This window comes from Stenotrophomonas maltophilia, assembly GCF_001274595.1.
GTDB lineage: Bacteria > Pseudomonadota > Gammaproteobacteria > Xanthomonadales > Xanthomonadaceae > Stenotrophomonas > Stenotrophomonas forensis.
The window spans coordinates 897596-917071 of sequence record NZ_CP011010.1; the positions used below are offsets into that span (position 1 = coordinate 897596).

Genomic DNA, 19476 nt, shown 5'->3' on the forward strand with positions numbered 1-19476 from the left:
CCATGGCACGTTCACTCAAGAAGGGCCCGTTCGTCGATCACCACCTCGTCAAGAAGGTGGAGGCCGCTGCGGGCAGCAAGAAGCCGATCAAGACCTGGTCGCGCCGTTCGATGATCCTGCCTGACATGGTAGGCGTCACCATTGCCGTGCATAACGGCAAGAACCACATCCCGGTTCTCGTCAACGAGAACATGGTCGGCCACAAGCTCGGCGAATTTGCCATCACCCGGACCTTCAAGGGTCACGGTGGTGACAAGAAGTCGGGCAAGTAAGGAGAGATGACAATGGAAGCGAAAGCCATCCTGCGCACTGCGCGCATCTCCCCGCAGAAGGCTCGTCTGGTCGCTGACCAGGTGCGCGGTCTGCCGGCCGAGCGTGCGGTCAACCTGCTGAAGTTCTCGGACAAGAAGGCTGCCCACCTGATCAAGAAGGTGGTGGAGTCGGCAATTGCCAACGCCGAGAACAACCAGGGCGCCGACGTCGACGAGCTGAAGGTTCAGACCATCATGGTTGATGAAGGTCCGACCCTGAAGCGTTTCATGGCGCGGGCGAAAGGCCGCGGTACCCGCATCCTCAAGCGCACCAGCCACATCACTGTGGTTGTGGGCGCCGCCAAGTAAGCGGATAAGGAAAAGACCATGGGTCATAAAGTTCATCCGATTGGTATCCGCCTCGGCATTTCCAAGGACTGGAACTCCAAGTGGTACGCCAACAAGGCCGAGTTCGCTGGTTACCTGGCAGCCGACCTGAAAGTGCGCGAAATGCTGCGCAAGAAGCTGGCTCAGGCCGGCATCAGCAAGATCCTGATCGAGCGTCCAGCCAAGACCGCTCGCGTGACGATCCACACCGCCCGTCCGGGCGTGGTGATCGGCAAGCGCGGTGAGGACATCGAGAAGCTGCGCAAGGAAGTGAGCGAGATGATGGGCGTCCCGGCGCACATCAACGTCACCGAAGTGCGCAAGCCGGAACTGGACGCGCAGCTCGTTGCCGAGTCGATCGCCCAGCAGCTGGAGCGTCGCATCATGTTCCGCCGCGCGATGAAGCGCTCGGTCGGCAACGCGATGCGCCTGGGTGCCCTGGGCATCAAGGTCAACGTCGGTGGCCGCCTCAACGGTGCAGAAATCGCCCGTTCGGAGTGGTACCGCGAAGGCCGCGTGCCGCTGCACACCCTGCGTGCCGACATCGACTATGGCTTCGCTGAAGCCAAGACGACCTACGGCATCATCGGCATCAAGGTCTGGATCTACAAGGGCGAGGTCTTCGATTTCTCCCAGGTTGGCCAGGAAAAGCAGGACGACACCCCGTCGCGCAACGATCGTCACGATCGCGGCGACCGTGGTGACCGTCAGCGCCCGGCCCGTGAAGCGAGGTAACGACAATGTTGCAACCCAAGCGAACCAAGTACCGCAAGGTACACAAGGGCCGTAACGATGGCCTGAGCTGGAGCGCCAACGCTGTCAGCTTCGGCGAATACGGCCTGAAGGCAACCGCACACGGTCAGCTGACCGCGCGTCAGATCGAAGCGGCCCGCCGCTCGATCAGCCGCTACGTCAAGCGCGGCGGCAAGATGTGGATCCGCGTGTTCCCCGACAAGCCCATCACCAAGAAGCCCATCGAAGTCCGAATGGGTTCTGGTAAGGGTAACGTGGAATACTGGGTGGCCCAGATCCAGCCCGGCCGCATGATCTATGAAATCGAGGGTGTTTCCGAGGAAGTGGCTCGCGAGGCGTTCCGCCTGGCCGCCGCCAAGCTCTCGGTCACCACCACTTTCGTGACCCGTACGGTGCGCTGATGGATATCAAAACTCTCCGTGAAAAGTCGGCTGACGAACTCAAGGCCCACCTGATCGACCTGCGTAAGGAACAGTTCTCTGTCCGTATGCAGCAGGTCACCGGCCAGCTGCCGAAGACCCACGACATTCGCCGGGTCCGTCGCGAGATTGCTCGCGTCAAGACCCTGCTCGGCAGCACGAAGTAAGGATGGCCGCTATGAGCGACAATACTGAAAAGAAGACGCTGCGCACGGTCGAAGGCCGTGTCGTCAGCAACAAGATGGACAAGACGGTTACCGTCCTGGTTGAGCGTCAGGTCAAGCACGCGCTGTACGGCAAGTACATCAAGCGCTCGACCAAGCTGCACGCCCACGATGCCGACAACGCCTGCAAGGAAGGCGATGTCGTCCGCGTGACCGAGATTGCTCCGATGTCCAAGACCAAGAACTGGCGCGTGGTGGAAGTCATCACGCGTGCGGCTGAATAAGGAGTCTGAATCATGATCCAGATGCAGAGCTACCTTGACGTCGCGGACAATTCGGGTGCCAAGCAGGTGATGTGCTTCAAGGTGCTGGGTGGTTCCAAGCGCCGTTACGCCGGCATCGGCGACATCATCAAGGTCACCGTGAAGGATGCGATTCCGCGCGGCAAGGTCAAGAAGGGTGAAGTGTATGACGCCGTCGTGGTGCGTACCCGCAAGGGTGTGCGTCGCGCCGATGGCTCGCTGATCCGCTTCGACGGCAACGCTGCCGTTCTGCTGAACAGCAAGCAGGAGCCGATCGGTACCCGTATCTTCGGGCCGGTGACCCGTGAACTTCGTTCGGAGAAGTTCATGAAGATCGTCTCGCTCGCTCCCGAAGTGCTGTGAGCGACAGGAGATAATCATGGCTAACCGTATCAAGAAGGGCGACCAGGTTGTCGTCAACGCTGGCAAGGACAAGGGCAAGCAGGGCGAAGTCGTCCGCGTCGACGGCGACCGTGTGGTCGTCGCCAACGTGAACATCGTCAAGCGCCACACCAAGCCGAACCCGCAGGCAGGTGTTGCCGGCGGCGTGGTCGAGCGCGAAGCTTCGATCCATATCTCCAACGTGAATGTTCTGAACCCGGCTTCGGGCAAGGGCGAACGCGTTGGCTTCAAGGTGCTGGAGGATGGACGCAAACTGCGTGTGTTCCGCTCCAGCGGTGAGGCGCTCGACGCCTGAGGAATGAGAAGATGAGTTCCCGTCTCGAAAAGTTCTACAAGGATGAAGTGGTGCCGGCGCTGATGAAGCAGTTCGGCTACACCAATCCGATGGAAGTGCCGAAGCTGGTCAAGGTCACCCTGAACATGGGTGTCGGCGAAGCGGCCACCAACAAGAAGATCCTGGAAAACGCCGTCGGCGACATGACCAAGATTTCCGGCCAGAAGCCGGTTGTCACCAAGTCGCGTGTGTCGGTTGCGTCGTTCAAGATCCGCGATGGTTGGCCGATCGGCTGCAAGACCACGCTGCGTCGCCACAAGATGTACGAGTTCCTGGATCGCCTGATCAACATCTCGCTGCCGCGCGTGCGCGACTTCCGTGGTGTTTCCGGTCGTTCCTTCGACGGCCGCGGCAACTTCAACATGGGTGTGAAGGAGCAGATCATCTTCCCGGAAATCGACTTCGACGCCGTCGACGCGATCCGCGGTATGGATATCGCCATCACCACCACTGCGAAGACCGACGCGGAAGCGAAGGCGCTGCTGGCAGCGTTCAAGTTCCCGTTCCGTAACTGATCCGTCGAGGAAACCGAAATGGCAAAGACCTCCATGGTCAACCGCGACATCAAGCGGGAAAAGCTGGCAAAGAAGTACGCTGAAAAGCGTGCGGCTCTGAAGAAGATCGTGTCCTCCGTGGATGCGACCTACGAAGAGAAGATCGACGCCGCAACCAAGCTGGCCAAGCTGCCGCGCGATTCGTCGCCGAGCCGCCAGCGCAACCGTTGCGAGCTGTCGGGTCGTCCGCGTGGCGTGTACAGCAAGTTCGGCCTCGGCCGCAACAAGCTGCGCGAAGCCACCATGCGCGGCGACGTCCCGGGTCTGCGCAAGGCCAGCTGGTAATCCCAGCCGGCCCTGCGATCAGGAGCCCCCTCGGGGGTTCCTGAACCGGGGCAGGGGAGGCGTTCAGCCTTCCCTGAGCAAAAAAACCGAAGAGCCCGGCGCAAGCCGGGCTCTTTTGGCGTATACTCCCGCGTCTTGCCCTGTGCAAACGGGGTTGCAGGAGCGGGTCTCTGGCCCGCTGCATCAAGGGACCTGGCCCGTTTCCAGGAGACAACAGATTTTCGCGAAAGCGGATATCGGTGCACTCAAAGGTACTCATATGAGCATGACTGATCCCATCGCCGACCTGCTGGTCCGCATCAAGAATGCGGCTGCGGTTGGCAAGCAGACGGTGAAAGCCCCGTCGTCCAAGATCAAGGTTGCGATCGCCCAGGTCCTGAAGGACGAGGGTTACATCACCGACCTGCGCGTGACCCAGCTGGAAAACAACAAGTCCGAGCTGGAAATCGTGCTGAAGTATTTCGAAGGCAAGCCGGTCATCGCGACCCTGAAGCGCTTCTCGCGTTCGGGCCTGCGCCAGTACCGCGGCAAGAGCGAGCTGCCGAAGGTCATGAACGGCCTGGGTATCTCCATCATTTCCACCTCCAAGGGCATCATGACTGATGCGCAGGCGCGCCAGCTGGGCGTCGGCGGCGAAGTCCTGTGCTTCGTGGCCTAAGGCGAAAGGAGTAGAACTATGTCCCGCGTAGCCAAGAAGCCCGTCACCCTGGGTAAGGTTGAACTGAACGTCCAGGCCGAATCGGTCACCGTCAAGGGCCCGAAGGGCACCCTGTCGCTGCCGAAGCCGGCTGGCATTGCCATCAACGTCGACAACGGCGTTGCCACCCTGAGCACCGAGAACGTTGACCTGGTCGCGCTGACCGGTACCGTCCGCGCGATCCTGGCCAACATGGTCAAGGGCGTGTCCGAAGGCTTCGAGCGCAAGCTGGAGCTGGTCGGCGTGGGTTACCGTGCTGCCATGCAGGGCAAGGATCTGAGCCTGTCGCTCGGTTTCTCGCACCCGGTCGTGTTCGTGGCGCCGGAAGGCATCACCATCACCACCCCGACCCAGACCGAGATCCTGGTCCAGGGCGCTGACAAGCAGGTCGTCGGTGAAGTCGCCGCCAAGATCCGTGCGTTCCGCAAGCCGGAACCGTACAAGGGCAAGGGCGTGAAGTACTCCGACGAAGTCATCATCCGTAAGGAAGCCAAGAAGGCGTAAGCGCGAGTCCCTCGCAAGAGCCCGCACATCCTTGTGCGGACTCCTCAGGGAAAAGCCCAACCTTCAGCTTTCAAGGAATAATCAAAATGAACAAGAACATCGCCCGCCTGCGTCGCGCCAAGTCGACCCGCGCCCACATCCGTGAGCTCGGCGTCGCCCGCCTGTCGGTGCTGCGCACCGGCCAGCACCTGTACGCCCAGGTCTTCACCGCCGACGGTTCCAAGGTGCTGGCTGCCGCCAACACCACCCAGACCGACGTCATGGAAGGCCTGAAGAACGGCAAGAACGCCGATGCTGCCGCCAAGGTTGGCCGCATCGTCGCCGAGCGTGCCAAGGCCGCCGGCGTCGAGAAGGTTGCCTTCGATCGTTCGGGCTACCGCTACCACGGCCGCATCAAGGCCCTGGCAGAAGCCGCCCGCGAAGCCGGCCTGCAGTTCTAAGGGATAAGGGCAGGGGGCCTAGGGTCCTCTGCCCGCCTGCTCGCCAGCCTGAGTGAGGCTGGGCGACGCCGCTCTTCTGCAGCGGCTCACCGCAACAACGCAGCACTCCACAACCATAAGCGGCCCCGAGCCGTACATACCCAAACTACCAAGGAATCAAAATGGCAGAAGAGCGTCAGCAGCGGGGTCGCGATCGCGACCGTAACCGCGAAGAGAAAGTCGACGACGGCATGATCGAAAAGCTGGTCGCGGTCAACCGCGTCAGCAAGACCGTCAAGGGTGGCCGCCAGTTCACCTTCACCGCCCTGACCGTGGTCGGCGACGGCGAAGGCAAGGTCGGTTTCGGCTATGGCAAGGCCCGCGAAGTGCCGGTCGCCATCCAGAAGTCGATGGAACAGGCCCGCAAGAACCTGGTCAGCGTTGACCTGAACAACGGCACCCTGTGGCACACCATCAAGGATGGTCACGGCGCAGCCCGCGTGTTCATGCAGCCGGCTTCGGAAGGTACCGGCGTCATCGCCGGCGGTGCCATGCGCGCCGTGCTGGAAGCGGTTGGCGTGAAGAACGTGCTGGCCAAGGCCACCGGTTCGCGCAACCCGATCAACCTGGTGCGTGCCACCGTGAAGGGCCTGACTGCAGCGCAGTCGCCGGCTCGCATCGCGGCCAAGCGCGGCAAGAAGGTGGAGGAACTCAACCATGGCTAATGAGTCCAACAAGACTGTGAAGGTGCGCCTGGTGCGCGGCCTGCGTGGTACCCAGTCGCGTCACCGCCTGTCGGTGCGTGCGCTGGGCCTGAACAAGCTCAACGATGTGCGTGAACTGAAGGACAGCCCGCAGGTTCGCGGTCTGATCAACACCGTTCACTACCTCGTCAAGGTTGAGGAGTAATCGATCATGACTCTGCGTCTCAATGAACTGAGCCCGGCACCGGGCGCCCGCACCGAGCGCACCCGCGTCGGTCGCGGTATCGGCTCGGGCCTGGGCAAGACTGCCGGCCGCGGCCACAAGGGTTCGTTCGCCCGTAAGGGTGGCGGCAAGATCAAGGCTGGCTTCGAAGGCGGCCAGACCCCCATGCAGCGTCGTCTGCCGAAGATCGGCTTCCGTTCGCCGATCGCCAAGGACACCGCTGAAGTGCTGCTGTACGCGCTGGACAAGCTGCCGGCCGGCGAGATCGACTTCGCCGCCCTGCGTGCTGCCAAGCTGGTCCCGAGCACCGCAAAGAAGGCCAAGGTCGTCGTCAAGGGCGAAGTGACCAAGGCGTTCACCCTGAAGGGTATTGCTGCCACGGCTGGTGCCAAGGCCGCGATCGAAGCTGCCGGCGGCAGCGTGACGGAGTAAGAAAATCATGGCGCAAGCTGGCATCGGTAACCTCGCGGGCGGAATGGGCAAGTTCACTGAACTTCGCCAACGTTTGCTGTTCGTCGTCGGGGCTTTGATCGTCTATCGCATCGGCTGCTATGTGCCGGTGCCGGGCGTCAATCCCGATGCCATGCTTGCCATGATGCAACAGCAGGGCGGCGGCATCGTGGACATGTTCAACATGTTCTCGGGCGGCGCCCTGCACCGTTTCAGCATCTTCGCGCTGAACGTGATGCCGTACATCTCGGCATCGATCGTGATGCAGCTGGCCGTGCACATCTTCCCCGCCCTGAAGGCGATGCAGAAGGAAGGTGAGTCCGGCCGCCGCAAGATCACCCAGTATTCGCGCATCGGCGCCGTGCTGCTGGCAGTGGTGCAGGGCGGTTCGATCGCGCTGGCCCTGCAGGGCCAGGTCTCGCCGTCGGGCGCTCCGGTCGTGTACGCGCCGGGCATGGGCTTCGTGCTCACCGCCGTGGTCGCGCTGACCGCCGGCACCATGTTCCTGATGTGGGTCGGTGAGCAGGTCACCGAGCGCGGCATCGGCAACGGCGTGTCGCTGATCATCTTCGCCGGTATCGTGGCCGGCCTGCCGGGTGCGGTCATCCACACCTTCGACGCCTACCGCGACGGCAACATCCAGTTCATCCAGCTGCTGCTGATCGCCATTGTCGTGCTCGCCTTCACCTTCTTCGTGGTGTTCGTCGAGCGTGGCCAGCGCCGGATCACGGTCAACTACGCGCGCCGCCAGGGCGGTCGCAACGCGTACATGAACCAGACCTCGTTCCTGCCGCTGAAGCTCAACATGGCCGGCGTCATCCCGGCGATCTTCGCCTCGAGCCTGTTGGCCTTCCCGGCCACCCTGGCCATGTGGTCCGGCCAGGCCGCCAACCAGAGCAGCTTCGGCCAGATCCTGCAGAAGGTCGCCAACGCGCTCGGCCCGGGCGAGCCGCTGCACATGATCGTGTTCGCTGCGCTGATCACCGGTTTCGCGTTCTTCTATACCGCGCTGGTGTTCAACTCGCAGGAAACCGCCGACAACCTGAAGAAGTCGGGCGCGCTGATCCCGGGCATCCGTCCGGGCAAGGCCACCGCCGACTACATCGACGGCGTGCTGACCCGCCTGACCGCAGCCGGCTCGGCGTACCTGGTGATCGTCTGCCTGCTGCCGGAACTGATGCGCACGCAGCTGAACGCCTCGTTCTACTTCGGCGGTACTTCGCTGCTGATCGTGGTGGTGGTGGTGATGGACTTCATCGCCCAGGTGCAGGCGCACCTGATGTCGCACCAGTACGAGAGCCTGCTGAAGAAGGCCAACCTGAAGGGCGGCAACCGCGGCGGTTTTGCCCGCGGCTGATAGGCCTGTTATACTTTCGTCTTCCTGACGTGATGGTCCCTCCGCTTCGCGGACTCCGGCCACACAAACGAAGGGCGGCCCCCGCAGCGGTTCCGGGTGGGGGTGTGATGAGGTGGTCCCGCGCTGGAGTAGCGCGGGCGGCCCCGGGGGAAACCCCAGGTCCAACCCCATCCGGCGCCGGAGCCTGGGCACACTCCCCAGGCCGGGTTCATGAAACCAATGGTTTCACGGGCTTCCATGTAAACCGGAACCTTGTTAGTATCGCTAGTTCACTTTTTTGATCCATCCTGCCGGATTGGCGTGCCCGAGGCGCGCTGTCGGCCATCACTCAGCTGGAGAACCGCGTCATGGCGCGTATTGCAGGCGTCAACCTGCCAGCCCAGAAGCACGTCTGGGTCGGGTTGCAAAGCATTTACGGCATCGGCCGTACCCGTTCGAAGAAGGTCTGCGAAGTCGCAGGCGTTGCTTCGACCACCAAGATCCGCGATCTGTCGGAGCCGGAAATCGAGCGCCTGCGCGCCGAAGTCGGCAAGTACATCGTGGAAGGCGATCTGCGCCGTGAAATCGGTATCGCGATCAAGCGCCTGATGGACCTGGGCTGCTACCGCGGCCTGCGTCACCGTCGTGGCCTCCCGCTGCGTGGCCAGCGCACCCGTACCAACGCCCGCACCCGCAAGGGTCCGCGCAAGGCGATCAAGAAGTAAGGGACTGAGAAATGGCTAAGCCCGCTGCTAAGACCAAGAAGAAGATCAAGCGCGTCGTCACCGACGGCGTTGCCCACGTCCACGCTTCGTTCAACAACACCATCGTCACCATCACCGACCGTCAGGGCAACGCTCTGTCGTGGGCGACCTCCGGTGGCGCTGGCTTCCGCGGTTCGCGCAAGTCGACCCCGTTCGCTGCCCAGGTGGCTGCTGAAAAGGCCGGTCGTGCTGCGCTGGACTACGGCGTGAAGTCGCTGGAAGTCCGCATCAAGGGCCCGGGTCCGGGCCGTGAGTCGGCCGTGCGTTCGTTGAACAACGTCGGCTACAAGATCACCAACATCATCGACGTGACGCCTATCCCGCACAACGGGTGCCGTCCGCCGAAGAAGCGTCGCGTCTAAAGGGAGCGATAAGAAATGGCTCGTTATATCGGTCCTACCTGTAAGCTCGCCCGTCGCGAAGGCGCCGACCTGTCCCTGAAGAGCCCGGCGCGTGCGCTGGACTCGAAGTGCAAGCTGGAGCAGAAGCCCGGCCAGCACGGCGCCACTGCCCGCAAGGGCAAGCTGTCCGACTACGCCACCCAGCTGCGTGAAAAGCAGAAGGTCAAGCGTATCTACGGCCTGCTGGAGCGTCAGTTCCGCAACTACTACAAGAAGGCCTCGACCAAGAAGGGCAACACCGGCGAGAACCTGCTGCAGCTGCTGGAAACCCGCCTGGACAACGTCGTCTACCGCATGGGCTTCGCCGTGACCCGTCCGGCTGCCCGTCAGCTGGTGTCGCACCGCGGCGTCACCGTGAATGGCAAGTCGGTCAACCTGGCTTCGTACCAGGTCAAGGCTGGCGACGCCATCGCTCTGTCTGAAAAGGCTGCCAAGCAGCTGCGCGTCCAGGAAGCCCTGACCGTCGCCGCCCAGCATGACCTGAGCCCGTCGTGGGTTGAAGTGGATTCCGGCAAGTTCACCGGCATCTTCAAGGCTGTTCCGGATCGTTCGGATCTGCCTGCGGACATCAACGAAGCGCTGATCGTCGAGCTGTATTCGAAGTAATTCATCATTGGAGAGCCCCCGGCGACGGCCGGGGGTTCACTAGGAGAACCCGCAACATGACGGTTACCGCCAACCAGGTTCTGCGTCCTCGCGGTCCGCAGATCGAACGCCTTACCGACACCCGTGCAAAGGTCGTTATCGAACCTTTGGAGCGGGGTTACGGGCATACGCTGGGCAATGCCCTGCGTCGCGTGCTGCTGTCGTCCATCCCGGGCTTCGCCATCACGGAAGTCGAAATCGACGGCGTGTTGCATGAGTACACCACGGTCGAAGGTCTGCAGGAGGACGTGCTCGAAGTCCTGCTGAACCTGAAGGACGTGGCCATCCGTATGCACTCCGGCGACAGCGCCACCCTGTCCCTGTCCAAGCAGGGCCCGGGCGTTGTCACCGCTGCCGACATCAAGGTCGACCACAATGTGGAGATCCTGAACGGCGACCATGTGATCTGCCACCTGACCAAGGACACGGCAGTGAACATGCGTCTGAAGATCGAACGTGGTTTCGGCTACCAGCCGGCTGCCGCGCGTCGTCGTCCGGACGAAGAAACCCGTGCCATCGGCCGCCTGGTCCTGGATGCCTCGTTCTCGCCGGTCCGCCGCGTCGCCTATGCCGTGGAAGCGGCCCGCGTCGAACAGCGTACCGACCTGGACAAGCTGGTCATCGATATCGAGACCAACGGCACCATCGACGCCGAGGAAGCCGTGCGCACCGCCGCCGATATCCTCAGCGACCAGCTGTCGGTGTTCGGTGACTTCACCCACCGCGACCGCGGTGCGGCCAAGCCGGCCAACAACGGCGTGGATCCGGTGCTGCTGCGCCCGATCGACGATCTGGAGCTGACCGTGCGTTCGGCCAACTGCCTGAAGGCCGAAAGCATCTACTACATCGGCGATCTGATCCAGAAGACCGAAGTGGAGCTGCTGAAGACCCCGAACCTGGGCAAGAAGTCGCTCACCGAGATCAAGGAAGTGCTGGCTCAGCGCGGCCTGTCGCTCGGCATGAAGCTGGAGAACTGGCCGCCGGCCGGCGTCGCCAGCCACGGCATGCTGGGCTGATATCGGTAATGCCTGGAGGCTCCACCGGCAACGGTGGAGCCTTCAACGCAACACAACATGCCACGACGAACCCCAGGTTCGCGCGGCAGGTCGTCCAGGACGGGCGGCCAGGACCATCCGCAGTCCGCGCAGCAACGCCAGGATGGCGACAACGATCCACACAGCCTCATCATTAACCAAGGAATATCACCATGCGTCACCAGAAGTCTGGCCGTAAGTTCAGCCGTACCAGCGCCCACCGCGAAGCGATGTTCAAGAACATGGCCGCCTCGCTGTTCAAGCACGAGCTGATCAAGACCACCCTGCCGAAGGCCAAGGAACTGCGCCGCGTTGCCGAGCCGCTGATCACCCTGGCCAAGGTCGACTCCGTCGCCAACCGCCGTCTGGCCTTCGCCCGCCTGCGCGACAACGAAGCCGTGGGCAACCTGTTCACCATCCTGGGCCCGCGCTACGCGAACCGTCCGGGCGGCTACCTGCGCCTGCTGAAGTGCGGCTTCCGCGCCGGCGACAACGCACCGATGGCCTACGTCGAGCTGGTTGACCGTCCGGTCGTGGCCGAAGAAGTGGCCGAGTAATCGGACCGCTCCAACGCGACACAGCGAAAGCCCGGCCTCTGCCGGGCTTTTGCGTTTCCGGGGTTGCTGGGCGCTGCCTGCAACCCACACCGTTCCGACAGGCGTCACCTGCGGCGGTTCGAATGGCGCGCACTCTCGGTTACGCTTGGCGCCTGATCCATTCGAGCGTTGACGATGAATCCACTGCGCTGGCCCTTCCGCGCCCAGTTCTTCCTGGGCTTCCTGATCTGTGCGGGCCTGCTGGGCTACGCGATCTTCCTGCAGTTGAAGATGGGCCTGGAGCCGTGCCCGCTGTGCATCTTCCAGCGCCTGGCATTCGCCGCGCTCGGCCTGCTGTTCCTGATCGGCGCGCTGCACGGGCCGTCCAACCGACCTGGCCGCGCGACCTATGGCGTGCTGGCCTTCATCGCCGCCGCGGTGGGTGTCGGCATCGCCGCGCGCCACGTCTACGTGCAGATGCTGCCGCCGGAGATGGGCGCGACCTGCGGCCCACCGCTGAGCTTCCTGCGCGAGACCATGGGGCCACTGGAAGTGTTCCGCACGGTGCTGACCGGTACCGGCAACTGCGGCAACATCGACTGGACGTTCCTGGGCCTGACCATGCCAATGTGGTCGGGGGTGTGGTTCGTGCTGCTGGCGCTGTGGGCGCTGCTGGTGTCGCTGCGCAAGGTCAAGCGCTGAAGCAAGGTAATGCCGGCCAGCGGCCGGCACTACCACGGTCCGTCCTCAGAAGTCCTGCTGCAGGCTCAGGTAGGCGCCGCGGCGCGGGCCCCATTGCGGGGCGAACACGCCGACACCGCCGCCATCACGCAGCTGGTAGCTGCGATCCAGTGCGTTGATCAGCGCCAGCTGCACATGCAGCGGATGGCCGCTGTCGGCGTTGAAGTCGTGGCCTGCACTGAGATTGACCTGCAGGTACGACGGCAGCTCGCCGCCATTGGGCACGCCCTCGATGTCCGAACGCAGGCCGCTGCCGAACACGTAGTTGGCACCGATCCGGTTGTGGCCCGCGAAGGCGTAGCTGAAGCCGCCCGACGACGTCAGCTTCTGGTCGTGATCCAGGTGGATCCAGTGGTTGGCCACGTAGGCCAGGGCTTCCGGGTCCAGGTTGTACTGCCCGGTGATGACGTCGGTACCGATGGCCTTGTTCAGGGCGGCGTTGAGGTAGGCGCTGAACGGGCCGTTGCTGTAGTCGGCACTGAATTCCAGGCCGCGGATGTGGCCGCGGCGATAGTTGAACGTCGAATAGATGTAGGCGGCGCCGAACTGGCCTTCATCCTGCAGCCGCGCGACGCGGCGGTCATACGCATCCAGGCCCAGTGTGAGGTGTTCACCCAGCTGCTGCGAGACGCCGATGTCGTAGTAATCGCTGCGTTCGGCCAGCGGAATGTTGTTGCCGCCGCTGGGCTGCTGGTTGGTGGTGCCGTCGTAGAGGGCGATGTCGCTGCTGGCGATCAGCTCGCTGGCCGGTGGCGTGAAGTAGCGCGAGTAGCCGGCGTGCACGGTGGTGCTGTCGCTGGCATTCCAGACCACGCCCACGCGCGGGCTGAGCTGGCCTTCGGTGCGCCCAAAGGCCTTGTAACGGTCACCGCGCAGGCCGTAGTTGACGGTCCAGTCGTCGCCGATCTTCCATTCGTCCTGCACGTACAGCGCCAGCGTGCTGGCGTGGAAGGCGCTGCGATCGGGAATCAGCAGCGGCGTGGTGCTGGACTGCTGGCCGGCGTCGTCGACCGGGAACACCCAGCTGTTGTTGCTGGCCCGCGCGTTCTCGTAGTTGCCATACAGGCCATAGCGCAGCGTGTGGTCGTTGCCCAGCGGCGTGGAGAAGTCGGCCTGCAGGGTATTGGCGCGGTTGCTGCGCTGGACCTGTGAGGCGACGCCGCTGAACACCAGGTCGCCCACCACGTCCGGGTTGAATCCCACATCGCTGTAACGCTGCCCGGCCGAGAGCTGGTAGGCGGTGCTGCCCAGCGTGCCCTGCAGCACCAGCATGCCGAAGCGGGTGGTCTCGCGCTGGGTCTCATCCAGCTGGCTGGAGTCGAAGGTGGTGGTGTCGAGATAGCCGAACTGCGGTGTCTGGCCCGGATTGACCGGGATCTGGAAGCGGTTGTTGGCGAAGCCGGCGAATACGCTCAGGCGGGTGTTGTCGTTGACCAGATAGGTCAGGTCGGCGAAGGCCTTGCCCTGGTGGGTGTCGTCGTGCAGCGGCTTGCGCGAGGGGGTCGGATTTTCCAGGCCGACCTCGTTCTGGTCGTAGTTGCCGGTCAGGAACCAGCTCCAACGGCCCTGGTTGCCCCACCATGAGGCATTCGGATTGAGCTTGCCGAACGAGCCGGCAGCGAGGCCCGCGCTGCCACCATTGCCAAGTTCGGCGCCATTGCGCGTAGTGATGTCGACCACCGCAGCGGTGCGCTCGCCGAACTGCGCCGGCAGAGCGCCATCCATCAGGCGGATGCTCTTGATGGTGCGTGCATCCAGGGTCTGGCCAAAGCCGGAGATCGATTCGGGCAGCAGCACGCCGTTGATGCGGTACTGCAGGTTGGCGTGGTCGCCGCGCACATGCACGCCGCCGTACGAATCCTGGACCACGCCCGGCGCCTGCAACAGCACCTGGCTGAGTGGCGCAGACGCACCCAGCGGCTGCTTCTGGATGTCCTCGGCCGTGATCTGGTACTGGCTGCTGCCGATATCCGGCGACAGCATGTTGCGGGCCTGGTCGAGCTGGGCGTGGACGGTCACAGCGTCCAGGTCCTTGACCGGCGCGGAGGTGTCGTCGGCAGCTGCGGCGAAGGCGGGCAGGCTGGCCAGAGCCAGGGCGAGGGTGATGCCGGTAGCGAGCAGGGAGGGCTTCATGGCGATGGGCTGTGGAAGGGGCCGGTCGGGGAATGTGGAGTGTTACTTCGTAACAGTGCGTGGCGAATCATGCGCCTGCCGGGACGGCCATGGCCATGCGGTTTGTGGCCGATCGCGATGCCCTTTCCCCGGCGTTCAGCCATGTGCAGACCACGCCCGGCCCTTTGCGACAGCGGTCGGCTCTGCGACCATGAACGTCCCCCACCTCCGGAAGTCTGCAATGAGCCTGTCCGCCGTTTCGCCTGTCCCCGATCCTGCCGCGACCGCCGCTGGCGCTGCCTGGTCGCCGGAGAGCTGGCGTGGCAAGACCGCGCTGCAGATGCCGACCTACCCGGACCCGGTCGCGCTGGATGCGGCCCTGCACGAGCTGAAGCGGCTGCCGCCGCTGGTTACCTCGTGGGAGATCCTGGCGTTGAAGCAGCAGTTGGCCGAGGCGCAGGAGGGCAAGCGCTTCCTGCTGCAGGGCGGTGACTGCGCGGAGAATTTCAGCGACTGCGAATCGGGCACCATTTCCAACCGGTTGAAGGTGCTGCTGCAGATGAGCCTGGTGCTGGTGCACGGCCTGCGCCAACCGGTGATCCGCGTTGGGCGCTTTGCCGGCCAGTACGCCAAGCCGCGTTCGGCCGATACCGAAACCCGCGATGGCGTGACCCTGCCCAGCTACCGTGGTGACGTGATCAATGCGCCGGCGTTCACCGAAGCGGCGCGCCTGCCGGACCCGAAGCGGATGCTGCAGGCCCACGCGCATTCGGCGATGACGATGAACTTCGTGCGTGCGCTGATCGATGGCGGCTTCGCCGACCTGCACCATCCGGAGTACTGGAACCTGGAGTGGGTAAGCCACTCGCCGCTGGCCGCCGAGTACCAGAAGATGGTGGCCTCGATCGGCGATGCGGTGCACTTCATGGAGACCCTGGCCGGGGCCCGCGTGCACAACCTCAATCGCATCGATTTCTACACCTCGCACGAAGCGCTGCTGCTGCCCTACGAACAGGCGCTGACGCGGCAGGTGCCGCGTCAGCAGGGCTGGTTGAACCTGAGCACGCATTACCCGTGGATCGGCATGCGCACCGCTGCGCTCGATGGCGCGCACGTGGAGTACCTGCGCGGCGTGCGCAACCCGATCGCGATCAAGGTCGGCCCGTCGGTGACGCCGGACCAGTTGCTGCGCCTGATCGATGTGCTCAACCCGCATGATGAACCCGGCCGCCTGAGCTTCATCCATCGCATGGGTGCGGCGCAGATTGCCGAGAAGCTGCCGCCGCTGCTGGATGCGGTCAAGCGTGATGGTCGCCGTGTGCTGTGGGTATGCGATGCGATGCATGGCAATACCGAGAGCACTGCCAATGGTTTCAAGACCCGTCGTTTCGACAATGTGCGCGGCGAGGTTGAGATGTCGTTCGACCTGCATGCGGCCGCGGGCACGCGCCTGGGCGGCGTGCATCTGGAGCTGACCGGCGAGGATGTCACCGAGTGCACCGGTGGCGCGCGCGAGTTGACCGAGCGTGATCTGGAACGTGCATATCGTTCGACGGTGGACCCGCGGTTGAACTACGAGCAGTCGCTGGAGATCGCGATGGCGATCGTGCGCAAGCAGGAACAAGTGCGGTAAGGGTTTTTCGGCAGGGCTTGCAGCCCTGCACCTGCTACAAGCCAGATCAACGTCAAAGTCGGGCATTCCGGGGGATGCTGGGGCGGTGTCGGAGTGCGGGGACGCCGCAAGTACGTCCATGTAGGCTTGGCAGCCGCATCCATGCGGCTGACACCCCGCACTCCGACACCGCCCCACCCTGACAGATCCCTGCGATCTGTCGGTGGGTGCCGACCGTTGGTCGGCACATCTGTCAGATAGCGATACACACAAATGGGGTCAGATCTGTTCCAGCAGATCGCAGAAAACTGTCGAAGGCGGGGTGGGTCCGGTTGCGGGAGTGTCCGCGGCATGGATGCCGCGGCCAAGCCCCCAGGGATGGGTTTACGGCGTCTCCCGCAACCGGACCCACCCCGCCATCCCACGGAATGCCAGCCTCTGGTGTTGCTTGTGCTTCGGCTGTTGCTGTTGCTCCAGCGCAGCCGGGTGCAGGGCTGCAAGCCCTGCCGATCAACACCCTCCTTACGAACGACTGACGTGACGCTCATGCGCCATGCGCGAGGCTGTCCGCTTGCGGTTCGAGTGGAGGTGGCGACCGTGCACTGGGAAAGCGCACAGGCCTATGTGTGGCCGTTGGGGGCGGCGGTGCTGGTGGGGGGCATCGGCGCGTGGTTGATCCTGTGGATCTACCACCGGTTGAAAGGACGCGATCGGCGGCGTGCGCGCATCGGTCGCGTGCTCGGGCTGCCGCTGGCCACCGCCTGGCCGCTGCTGCTGTTGATTCCCGCGCTGCAGGCGACGCCGCTGCAGGACCCAATGCTCGGCAACCTGCAGCACATGCTGCATATCGCACTGACCGCGTGCTTCATCTGGTTGCTGGTGCGGGCGGTGGCCGCCGGCGAGCGCGCTATCCTGCGCAGTCACCCCATCGATGTTTCCGACAACCTTGAAGCCCGCCGCATCCAGACCCAGACCCGGGTGCTCAGCCGCGTGCTGATGGGCGGCATCATCGTGCTGGGGGCATCGCTGGTGCTGCTCACGTTCCCGATGGTGCAGAAGATCGGCACTGCTTTGCTGGCATCGGCCGGCCTGATCGGTCTGGTTGCCGGTATCGCCGCCAAGCCGGTGTTCGGCAACCTGATCGCCGGCCTGCAGATCGCGGTGACGCAGCCGATCCGGCTGGACGACGTGGTGATCGTTGAAGGCGAATGGGGCCGCATCGAGGAGATCGGCAGCAGCTATGTGGTGGTACGCATCTGGGATGAGCGGCGGATGGTGGTGCCGCTGACCTGGTTCATCGAGAACCCGTTCCAGAACTGGACGCGGCGCAGTGCCGACCTGCTTGGCACGGCCTTCCTGTGGCTGGACTACCGGGCGCCGATCGCAGCGATCCGCACCGAGCTGGAGCGGATCTGCCGGGGTGAAGCGCTGTGGGATGGCCGGGTCTGCGTGACCCAGGTGACCGAGACCAGCGAGCGTGCGATCCAGGTGCGGCTGCTGGTCAGCGCGCGCAGCTCTGGCGATGCTTTCGACCTGCGCTGCCTGGTGCGCGAACGCATGCTCGATTTCCTCGCCCGCGAACACCCGCAGTCGTTGCCGCAGGTGCGCGCACGTGTACAGCACGATGATGAGCTGGACATGCCACGAGTACCGCGTACGCGTACTGCAGATGTGCGTTCGCCGGGCGCGGAGGATGGCGAGGCGGCGATCGTGCCGGTGGAATCCCCGGACCGGTAGTGCCGGGCGCTGGCCGGCATCTGCGGGATGATGGGTTGCCGGCCAGCGGCCGGCACGACCGGATCACGGCTCGCCGGCGTCGATCAGGGCGTCTGTATCGAAGTGCGGTGGCCGCCGCGCGCGGGTGCGCTGTTCATAGGCGTAGGCCATCTCGATCAGCTTGGGCTCGCTCCAGGCGGTGCCCATGAACAGCAGGCCGACCGGCAGGCCGTCGATCTGGCCCATCGGCACGCTGAGGCTGGGATAGCCCGCCACAGCCGCGGCGCTGTAGCTCTCGCCCGGGAAGTCGTCGCCTTCGCTGCGGATCGGCCATGCCACACCGGTGGTCGGTGCCACCAGGGCATCGAGCTGCTGTGCGGCGAGGGCGGCATCGATGCCTTCCGGGCCGGCCAGCCGGCGCGCATCACTGCGTGCGCGGATATAGGCGGGGTCGGCCAGCCCGGCGGTGGCGTCGGCCTCGACCAGCAGCTCCTGGCCGAACAGGCCCAGCTCCTGCCTGGCGTGTGCCTGGTTGAAGGCGATCAGGTCGGCAAGGCTGCGCAGCGGCGCGTGGTGGGTGCTGAAGTAGCGCTCCAGCCCTGCCTTGAATTCGTACAGCAGCACGAGGCGTTCGGCCTCGGCCCAGGCGCCCTGGTTGGGCAGCTCCACCGGCACCACAACGGCACCGGCACGGCGTAGCTCGGCGGCGGCCTGGTCGATCAGCGGCGGCATTCCGCGGTATTTCAGCAGGGGCGTCTGCAGCAGGCCGATGCGCTTGCCGCGCAGGCCCTGCGGGTCCAGCCGCGCGGTGTAGTCATAGACCGCGCGGCCGGGCATGGTCGCAGTCGCCGGGTCGGCGTCGTCGCGGCCGGCGATCGCGGTCAGAACGGCCGCCGCATCGGCGACGCTGCGTGCCATCGGCCCGGCGGTGTCCTGGCTGAACGAGATCGGGATGATGCCGTCGCGGCTGACCAGTCCAACCGTCGGCTTCAGGCCGACCACACCGTTGATCGCCGCCGGGCAGACGATGCTGCCGTCGGTCTCGGTGCCGATCGCCACGCTGGCCAGGTTGGCGGCCACGGCCACCGCACTGCCGCTACTGGAGCCGCAGGGCGAGTGGCTGAGTCGATAGGGATTGCGGGTCTGGCCACCGCGCGCGCTCCAGCCCGAGATCGAGTCGTTGCCGCGGAAGTTGGCCCACTCGCTGAGATTGGTCTTGCCCAGCACCACCGCGCCGGCGTCGCGCAGCCGACGCACCAGGTAGGCGTCGTCCGGGCGGAAACCCTGCAGGGCCAGCGAGCCGGCACTGGTGGCCATCGGCGCGGCGTTGATGTTGTCCTTCAGCAGCAGCGGAATGCCATGCAGGGGCCCGCGCAGGCGGCCATCGCGGCGCTCGCGGTCGCGCGCTGCGGCTTCCTTCAGTGCATCCGGGTTGAGCTCGATCACCGCGCGCAGGCGCGGCCCGGTGCGGTCCAGGGCCGCAATGCGCTGCAGGTAGGCCTGGGTCAGGGTGGTGCTGTCCAGCTCACCGGCGGTCATCCGCGCCTGCAGATCGGCGACATCGGTTTCGGCGTACGGGAACGGCACGTTGCGGCTCGCAGGTTCGGCCGCATGCGCGCTGGACGTGGCCGGGCTGCAGCCAGCCGAAAGCAGCGCAGGCAGCGCGGCGAGCAGGCAGGTCAGCAGAGGCGGCAAGGACGGGCGCATGGGGCGGCTTGGTCGGCTCCAATC

The 19476-nt window shown here is 64.6% G+C and carries 27 protein-coding genes; 25 read left to right on the plus strand and 2 right to left on the minus strand.

The window, feature by feature from the left end; translation table 11 throughout:
- The first annotated feature begins 2 nt into the window (after window positions 1-2).
- The 23 genes from rpsS (at window position 3) to VN11_RS04120 (ending at window position 12266) form a co-directional block, all read left to right on the plus strand.
- A complete protein-coding gene (rpsS, locus tag VN11_RS04010) occupies window positions 3-272 on the plus strand; it encodes a 30S ribosomal protein S19 (protein WP_004154485.1) in 270 nt (89 codons plus the stop codon).
- A 12-nt stretch (window positions 273-284) separates the two neighbouring features.
- The gene (gene rplV, locus VN11_RS04015; protein ID WP_004145348.1) at window positions 285-620 is read left to right on the plus strand and encodes a 50S ribosomal protein L22; all 336 of its coding nucleotides are present in this window, start codon (window positions 285-287) and stop codon (window positions 618-620) included.
- 18 nt (window positions 621-638) lie between these two features.
- On the plus strand, window positions 639-1373 hold the full coding sequence (rpsC, locus tag VN11_RS04020) for a 30S ribosomal protein S3 (RefSeq protein WP_004145350.1): 735 nt from the start codon (window positions 639-641) through the stop codon (window positions 1371-1373).
- 5 nt (window positions 1374-1378) lie between these two features.
- Entirely contained in the window at window positions 1379-1792 is a 414-nt protein-coding gene (gene rplP / locus VN11_RS04025; RefSeq protein ID WP_004154486.1) for a 50S ribosomal protein L16, read from the plus strand.
- Window positions 1792-1977 (plus strand): 50S ribosomal protein L29, encoded by a 186-nt coding sequence (gene rpmC, locus VN11_RS04030; RefSeq protein WP_004154487.1) that lies wholly within the window; start codon window positions 1792-1794, stop codon window positions 1975-1977. Before rplP ends, rpmC begins: the two co-directional genes overlap by 1 nt.
- Before the next feature lie 11 nt (window positions 1978-1988).
- The gene (rpsQ, locus tag VN11_RS04035; RefSeq protein ID WP_004154489.1) at window positions 1989-2258 is read left to right on the plus strand and encodes a 30S ribosomal protein S17; all 270 of its coding nucleotides are present in this window, start codon (window positions 1989-1991) and stop codon (window positions 2256-2258) included.
- A 12-nt stretch (window positions 2259-2270) separates the two neighbouring features.
- Window positions 2271-2639, plus strand: a complete 369-nt coding sequence (gene rplN / locus VN11_RS04040) for a 50S ribosomal protein L14 (protein WP_004145357.1) — start codon at window positions 2271-2273, stop codon at window positions 2637-2639.
- Window positions 2640-2655: 16 nt separating this feature from the next.
- The gene (rplX, locus tag VN11_RS04045) at window positions 2656-2973 is read left to right on the plus strand and encodes a 50S ribosomal protein L24 (protein ID WP_004154490.1); all 318 of its coding nucleotides are present in this window, start codon (window positions 2656-2658) and stop codon (window positions 2971-2973) included.
- A gap of 11 nt (window positions 2974-2984) precedes the next feature.
- Window positions 2985-3527: a 50S ribosomal protein L5 gene (rplE, locus tag VN11_RS04050; protein WP_004154491.1), complete on the plus strand. Its 543-nt coding sequence runs from the start codon at window positions 2985-2987 to the stop codon at window positions 3525-3527.
- A gap of 18 nt (window positions 3528-3545) precedes the next feature.
- Window positions 3546-3851: a 30S ribosomal protein S14 gene (gene rpsN / locus VN11_RS04055; protein ID WP_005408209.1), complete on the plus strand. Its 306-nt coding sequence runs from the start codon at window positions 3546-3548 to the stop codon at window positions 3849-3851.
- A gap of 259 nt (window positions 3852-4110) precedes the next feature.
- Window positions 4111-4509: a 30S ribosomal protein S8 gene (rpsH, locus tag VN11_RS04060; RefSeq protein ID WP_005408210.1), complete on the plus strand. Its 399-nt coding sequence runs from the start codon at window positions 4111-4113 to the stop codon at window positions 4507-4509.
- A gap of 18 nt (window positions 4510-4527) precedes the next feature.
- Entirely contained in the window at window positions 4528-5052 is a 525-nt protein-coding gene (rplF, locus tag VN11_RS04065; RefSeq protein ID WP_008266090.1) for a 50S ribosomal protein L6, read from the plus strand.
- Window positions 5053-5132: 80 nt separating this feature from the next.
- Window positions 5133-5492, plus strand: a complete 360-nt coding sequence (gene rplR, locus VN11_RS04070) for a 50S ribosomal protein L18 (RefSeq protein ID WP_024957318.1) — start codon at window positions 5133-5135, stop codon at window positions 5490-5492.
- Between the two features lie 161 nt (window positions 5493-5653).
- On the plus strand, window positions 5654-6196 hold the full coding sequence (gene rpsE, locus VN11_RS04075; protein WP_053448882.1) for a 30S ribosomal protein S5: 543 nt from the start codon (window positions 5654-5656) through the stop codon (window positions 6194-6196).
- Window positions 6189-6380 carry a 50S ribosomal protein L30 gene (rpmD, locus tag VN11_RS04080; RefSeq protein ID WP_004154497.1) on the plus strand — a complete coding sequence of 64 codons (192 nt, stop codon included), beginning with the start codon at window positions 6189-6191 and terminating at the stop codon, window positions 6378-6380. Before rpsE ends, rpmD begins: the two co-directional genes overlap by 8 nt.
- A 6-nt stretch (window positions 6381-6386) precedes the next feature.
- Window positions 6387-6830 (plus strand): 50S ribosomal protein L15, encoded by a 444-nt coding sequence (gene rplO / locus VN11_RS04085; RefSeq protein WP_004154498.1) that lies wholly within the window; start codon window positions 6387-6389, stop codon window positions 6828-6830.
- A gap of 7 nt (window positions 6831-6837) precedes the next feature.
- A complete protein-coding gene (gene secY / locus VN11_RS04090; RefSeq protein WP_004154499.1) occupies window positions 6838-8205 on the plus strand; it encodes a preprotein translocase subunit SecY in 1368 nt (455 codons plus the stop codon).
- A 347-nt stretch (window positions 8206-8552) separates the two neighbouring features.
- Window positions 8553-8909, plus strand: a complete 357-nt coding sequence (gene rpsM, locus VN11_RS04095; RefSeq protein WP_004154500.1) for a 30S ribosomal protein S13 — start codon at window positions 8553-8555, stop codon at window positions 8907-8909.
- 11 nt (window positions 8910-8920) lie between these two features.
- Window positions 8921-9310, plus strand: coding sequence for a 30S ribosomal protein S11 (gene rpsK, locus VN11_RS04100; protein ID WP_004145443.1), 390 nt, complete (start codon window positions 8921-8923; stop codon window positions 9308-9310).
- Window positions 9311-9325: 15 nt separating this feature from the next.
- Entirely contained in the window at window positions 9326-9955 is a 630-nt protein-coding gene (gene rpsD / locus VN11_RS04105; protein ID WP_004145446.1) for a 30S ribosomal protein S4, read from the plus strand.
- A gap of 56 nt (window positions 9956-10011) precedes the next feature.
- The gene (locus VN11_RS04110; RefSeq protein ID WP_004145453.1) at window positions 10012-11010 is read left to right on the plus strand and encodes a DNA-directed RNA polymerase subunit alpha; all 999 of its coding nucleotides are present in this window, start codon (window positions 10012-10014) and stop codon (window positions 11008-11010) included.
- Window positions 11011-11201: 191 nt separating this feature from the next.
- Window positions 11202-11585: a 50S ribosomal protein L17 gene (gene rplQ, locus VN11_RS04115; protein WP_005408217.1), complete on the plus strand. Its 384-nt coding sequence runs from the start codon at window positions 11202-11204 to the stop codon at window positions 11583-11585.
- Between the two features lie 174 nt (window positions 11586-11759).
- A complete protein-coding gene (locus VN11_RS04120; RefSeq protein WP_004154504.1) occupies window positions 11760-12266 on the plus strand; it encodes a disulfide bond formation protein B in 507 nt (168 codons plus the stop codon).
- A gap of 45 nt (window positions 12267-12311) precedes the next feature.
- On the opposite strand, the gene VN11_RS04125 is transcribed toward VN11_RS04120, so the two are convergent.
- On the minus strand, window positions 12312-14438 hold the full coding sequence (locus VN11_RS04125; RefSeq protein WP_053448883.1) for a TonB-dependent receptor: 2127 nt from the start codon (window positions 14436-14438) through the stop codon (window positions 12312-12314).
- 220 nt (window positions 14439-14658) lie between these two features.
- Between VN11_RS04125 and VN11_RS04130 the strand changes: the two genes are divergently transcribed.
- The gene (locus tag VN11_RS04130) at window positions 14659-16050 is read left to right on the plus strand and encodes a class II 3-deoxy-7-phosphoheptulonate synthase (protein ID WP_008265113.1); all 1392 of its coding nucleotides are present in this window, start codon (window positions 14659-14661) and stop codon (window positions 16048-16050) included.
- A 576-nt stretch (window positions 16051-16626) separates the two neighbouring features.
- The gene (locus VN11_RS04135; RefSeq protein WP_053451248.1) at window positions 16627-17766 is read left to right on the plus strand and encodes a mechanosensitive ion channel family protein; all 1140 of its coding nucleotides are present in this window, start codon (window positions 16627-16629) and stop codon (window positions 17764-17766) included.
- A gap of 63 nt (window positions 17767-17829) precedes the next feature.
- On the opposite strand, the gene VN11_RS04140 is transcribed toward VN11_RS04135, so the two are convergent.
- Window positions 17830-19452 (minus strand): amidase, encoded by a 1623-nt coding sequence (locus tag VN11_RS04140; RefSeq protein ID WP_053448884.1) that lies wholly within the window; start codon window positions 19450-19452, stop codon window positions 17830-17832.
- Between the last annotated feature and the right edge of the window lie 24 nt (window positions 19453-19476).

Coding starts and splice junctions, on each gene's coding strand:
- rpsS (WP_004154485.1), top strand. CDS start 3: ATGGCACGTTCACTCAAGAAGGGCCCGTTCGTCGATCACCACCTCGTC.
- rplV (WP_004145348.1), top strand. CDS start 285: ATGGAAGCGAAAGCCATCCTGCGCACTGCGCGCATCTCCCCGCAGAAG.
- rpsC (WP_004145350.1), top strand. CDS start 639: ATGGGTCATAAAGTTCATCCGATTGGTATCCGCCTCGGCATTTCCAAG.
- rplP (WP_004154486.1), top strand. CDS start 1,379: ATGTTGCAACCCAAGCGAACCAAGTACCGCAAGGTACACAAGGGCCGT.
- rpmC (WP_004154487.1), top strand. CDS start 1,792: ATGGATATCAAAACTCTCCGTGAAAAGTCGGCTGACGAACTCAAGGCC.
- rpsQ (WP_004154489.1), top strand. CDS start 1,989: ATGAGCGACAATACTGAAAAGAAGACGCTGCGCACGGTCGAAGGCCGT.
- rplN (WP_004145357.1), top strand. CDS start 2,271: ATGATCCAGATGCAGAGCTACCTTGACGTCGCGGACAATTCGGGTGCC.
- rplX (WP_004154490.1), top strand. CDS start 2,656: ATGGCTAACCGTATCAAGAAGGGCGACCAGGTTGTCGTCAACGCTGGC.
- rplE (WP_004154491.1), top strand. CDS start 2,985: ATGAGTTCCCGTCTCGAAAAGTTCTACAAGGATGAAGTGGTGCCGGCG.
- rpsN (WP_005408209.1), top strand. CDS start 3,546: ATGGCAAAGACCTCCATGGTCAACCGCGACATCAAGCGGGAAAAGCTG.
- rpsH (WP_005408210.1), top strand. CDS start 4,111: ATGAGCATGACTGATCCCATCGCCGACCTGCTGGTCCGCATCAAGAAT.
- rplF (WP_008266090.1), top strand. CDS start 4,528: ATGTCCCGCGTAGCCAAGAAGCCCGTCACCCTGGGTAAGGTTGAACTG.
- rpsE (WP_053448882.1), top strand. CDS start 5,654: ATGGCAGAAGAGCGTCAGCAGCGGGGTCGCGATCGCGACCGTAACCGC.
- rpmD (WP_004154497.1), top strand. CDS start 6,189: ATGGCTAATGAGTCCAACAAGACTGTGAAGGTGCGCCTGGTGCGCGGC.
- rplO (WP_004154498.1), top strand. CDS start 6,387: ATGACTCTGCGTCTCAATGAACTGAGCCCGGCACCGGGCGCCCGCACC.
- secY (WP_004154499.1), top strand. CDS start 6,838: ATGGCGCAAGCTGGCATCGGTAACCTCGCGGGCGGAATGGGCAAGTTC.
- rpsM (WP_004154500.1), top strand. CDS start 8,553: ATGGCGCGTATTGCAGGCGTCAACCTGCCAGCCCAGAAGCACGTCTGG.
- rpsK (WP_004145443.1), top strand. CDS start 8,921: ATGGCTAAGCCCGCTGCTAAGACCAAGAAGAAGATCAAGCGCGTCGTC.
- rpsD (WP_004145446.1), top strand. CDS start 9,326: ATGGCTCGTTATATCGGTCCTACCTGTAAGCTCGCCCGTCGCGAAGGC.
- VN11_RS04110 (WP_004145453.1), top strand. CDS start 10,012: ATGACGGTTACCGCCAACCAGGTTCTGCGTCCTCGCGGTCCGCAGATC.
- rplQ (WP_005408217.1), top strand. CDS start 11,202: ATGCGTCACCAGAAGTCTGGCCGTAAGTTCAGCCGTACCAGCGCCCAC.
- VN11_RS04120 (WP_004154504.1), top strand. CDS start 11,760: ATGAATCCACTGCGCTGGCCCTTCCGCGCCCAGTTCTTCCTGGGCTTC.
- VN11_RS04125 (WP_053448883.1), bottom strand. CDS start 14,438: ATGAAGCCCTCCCTGCTCGCTACCGGCATCACCCTCGCCCTGGCTCTG.
- VN11_RS04130 (WP_008265113.1), top strand. CDS start 14,659: ATGAGCCTGTCCGCCGTTTCGCCTGTCCCCGATCCTGCCGCGACCGCC.
- VN11_RS04140 (WP_053448884.1), bottom strand. CDS start 19,452: ATGCGCCCGTCCTTGCCGCCTCTGCTGACCTGCCTGCTCGCCGCGCTG.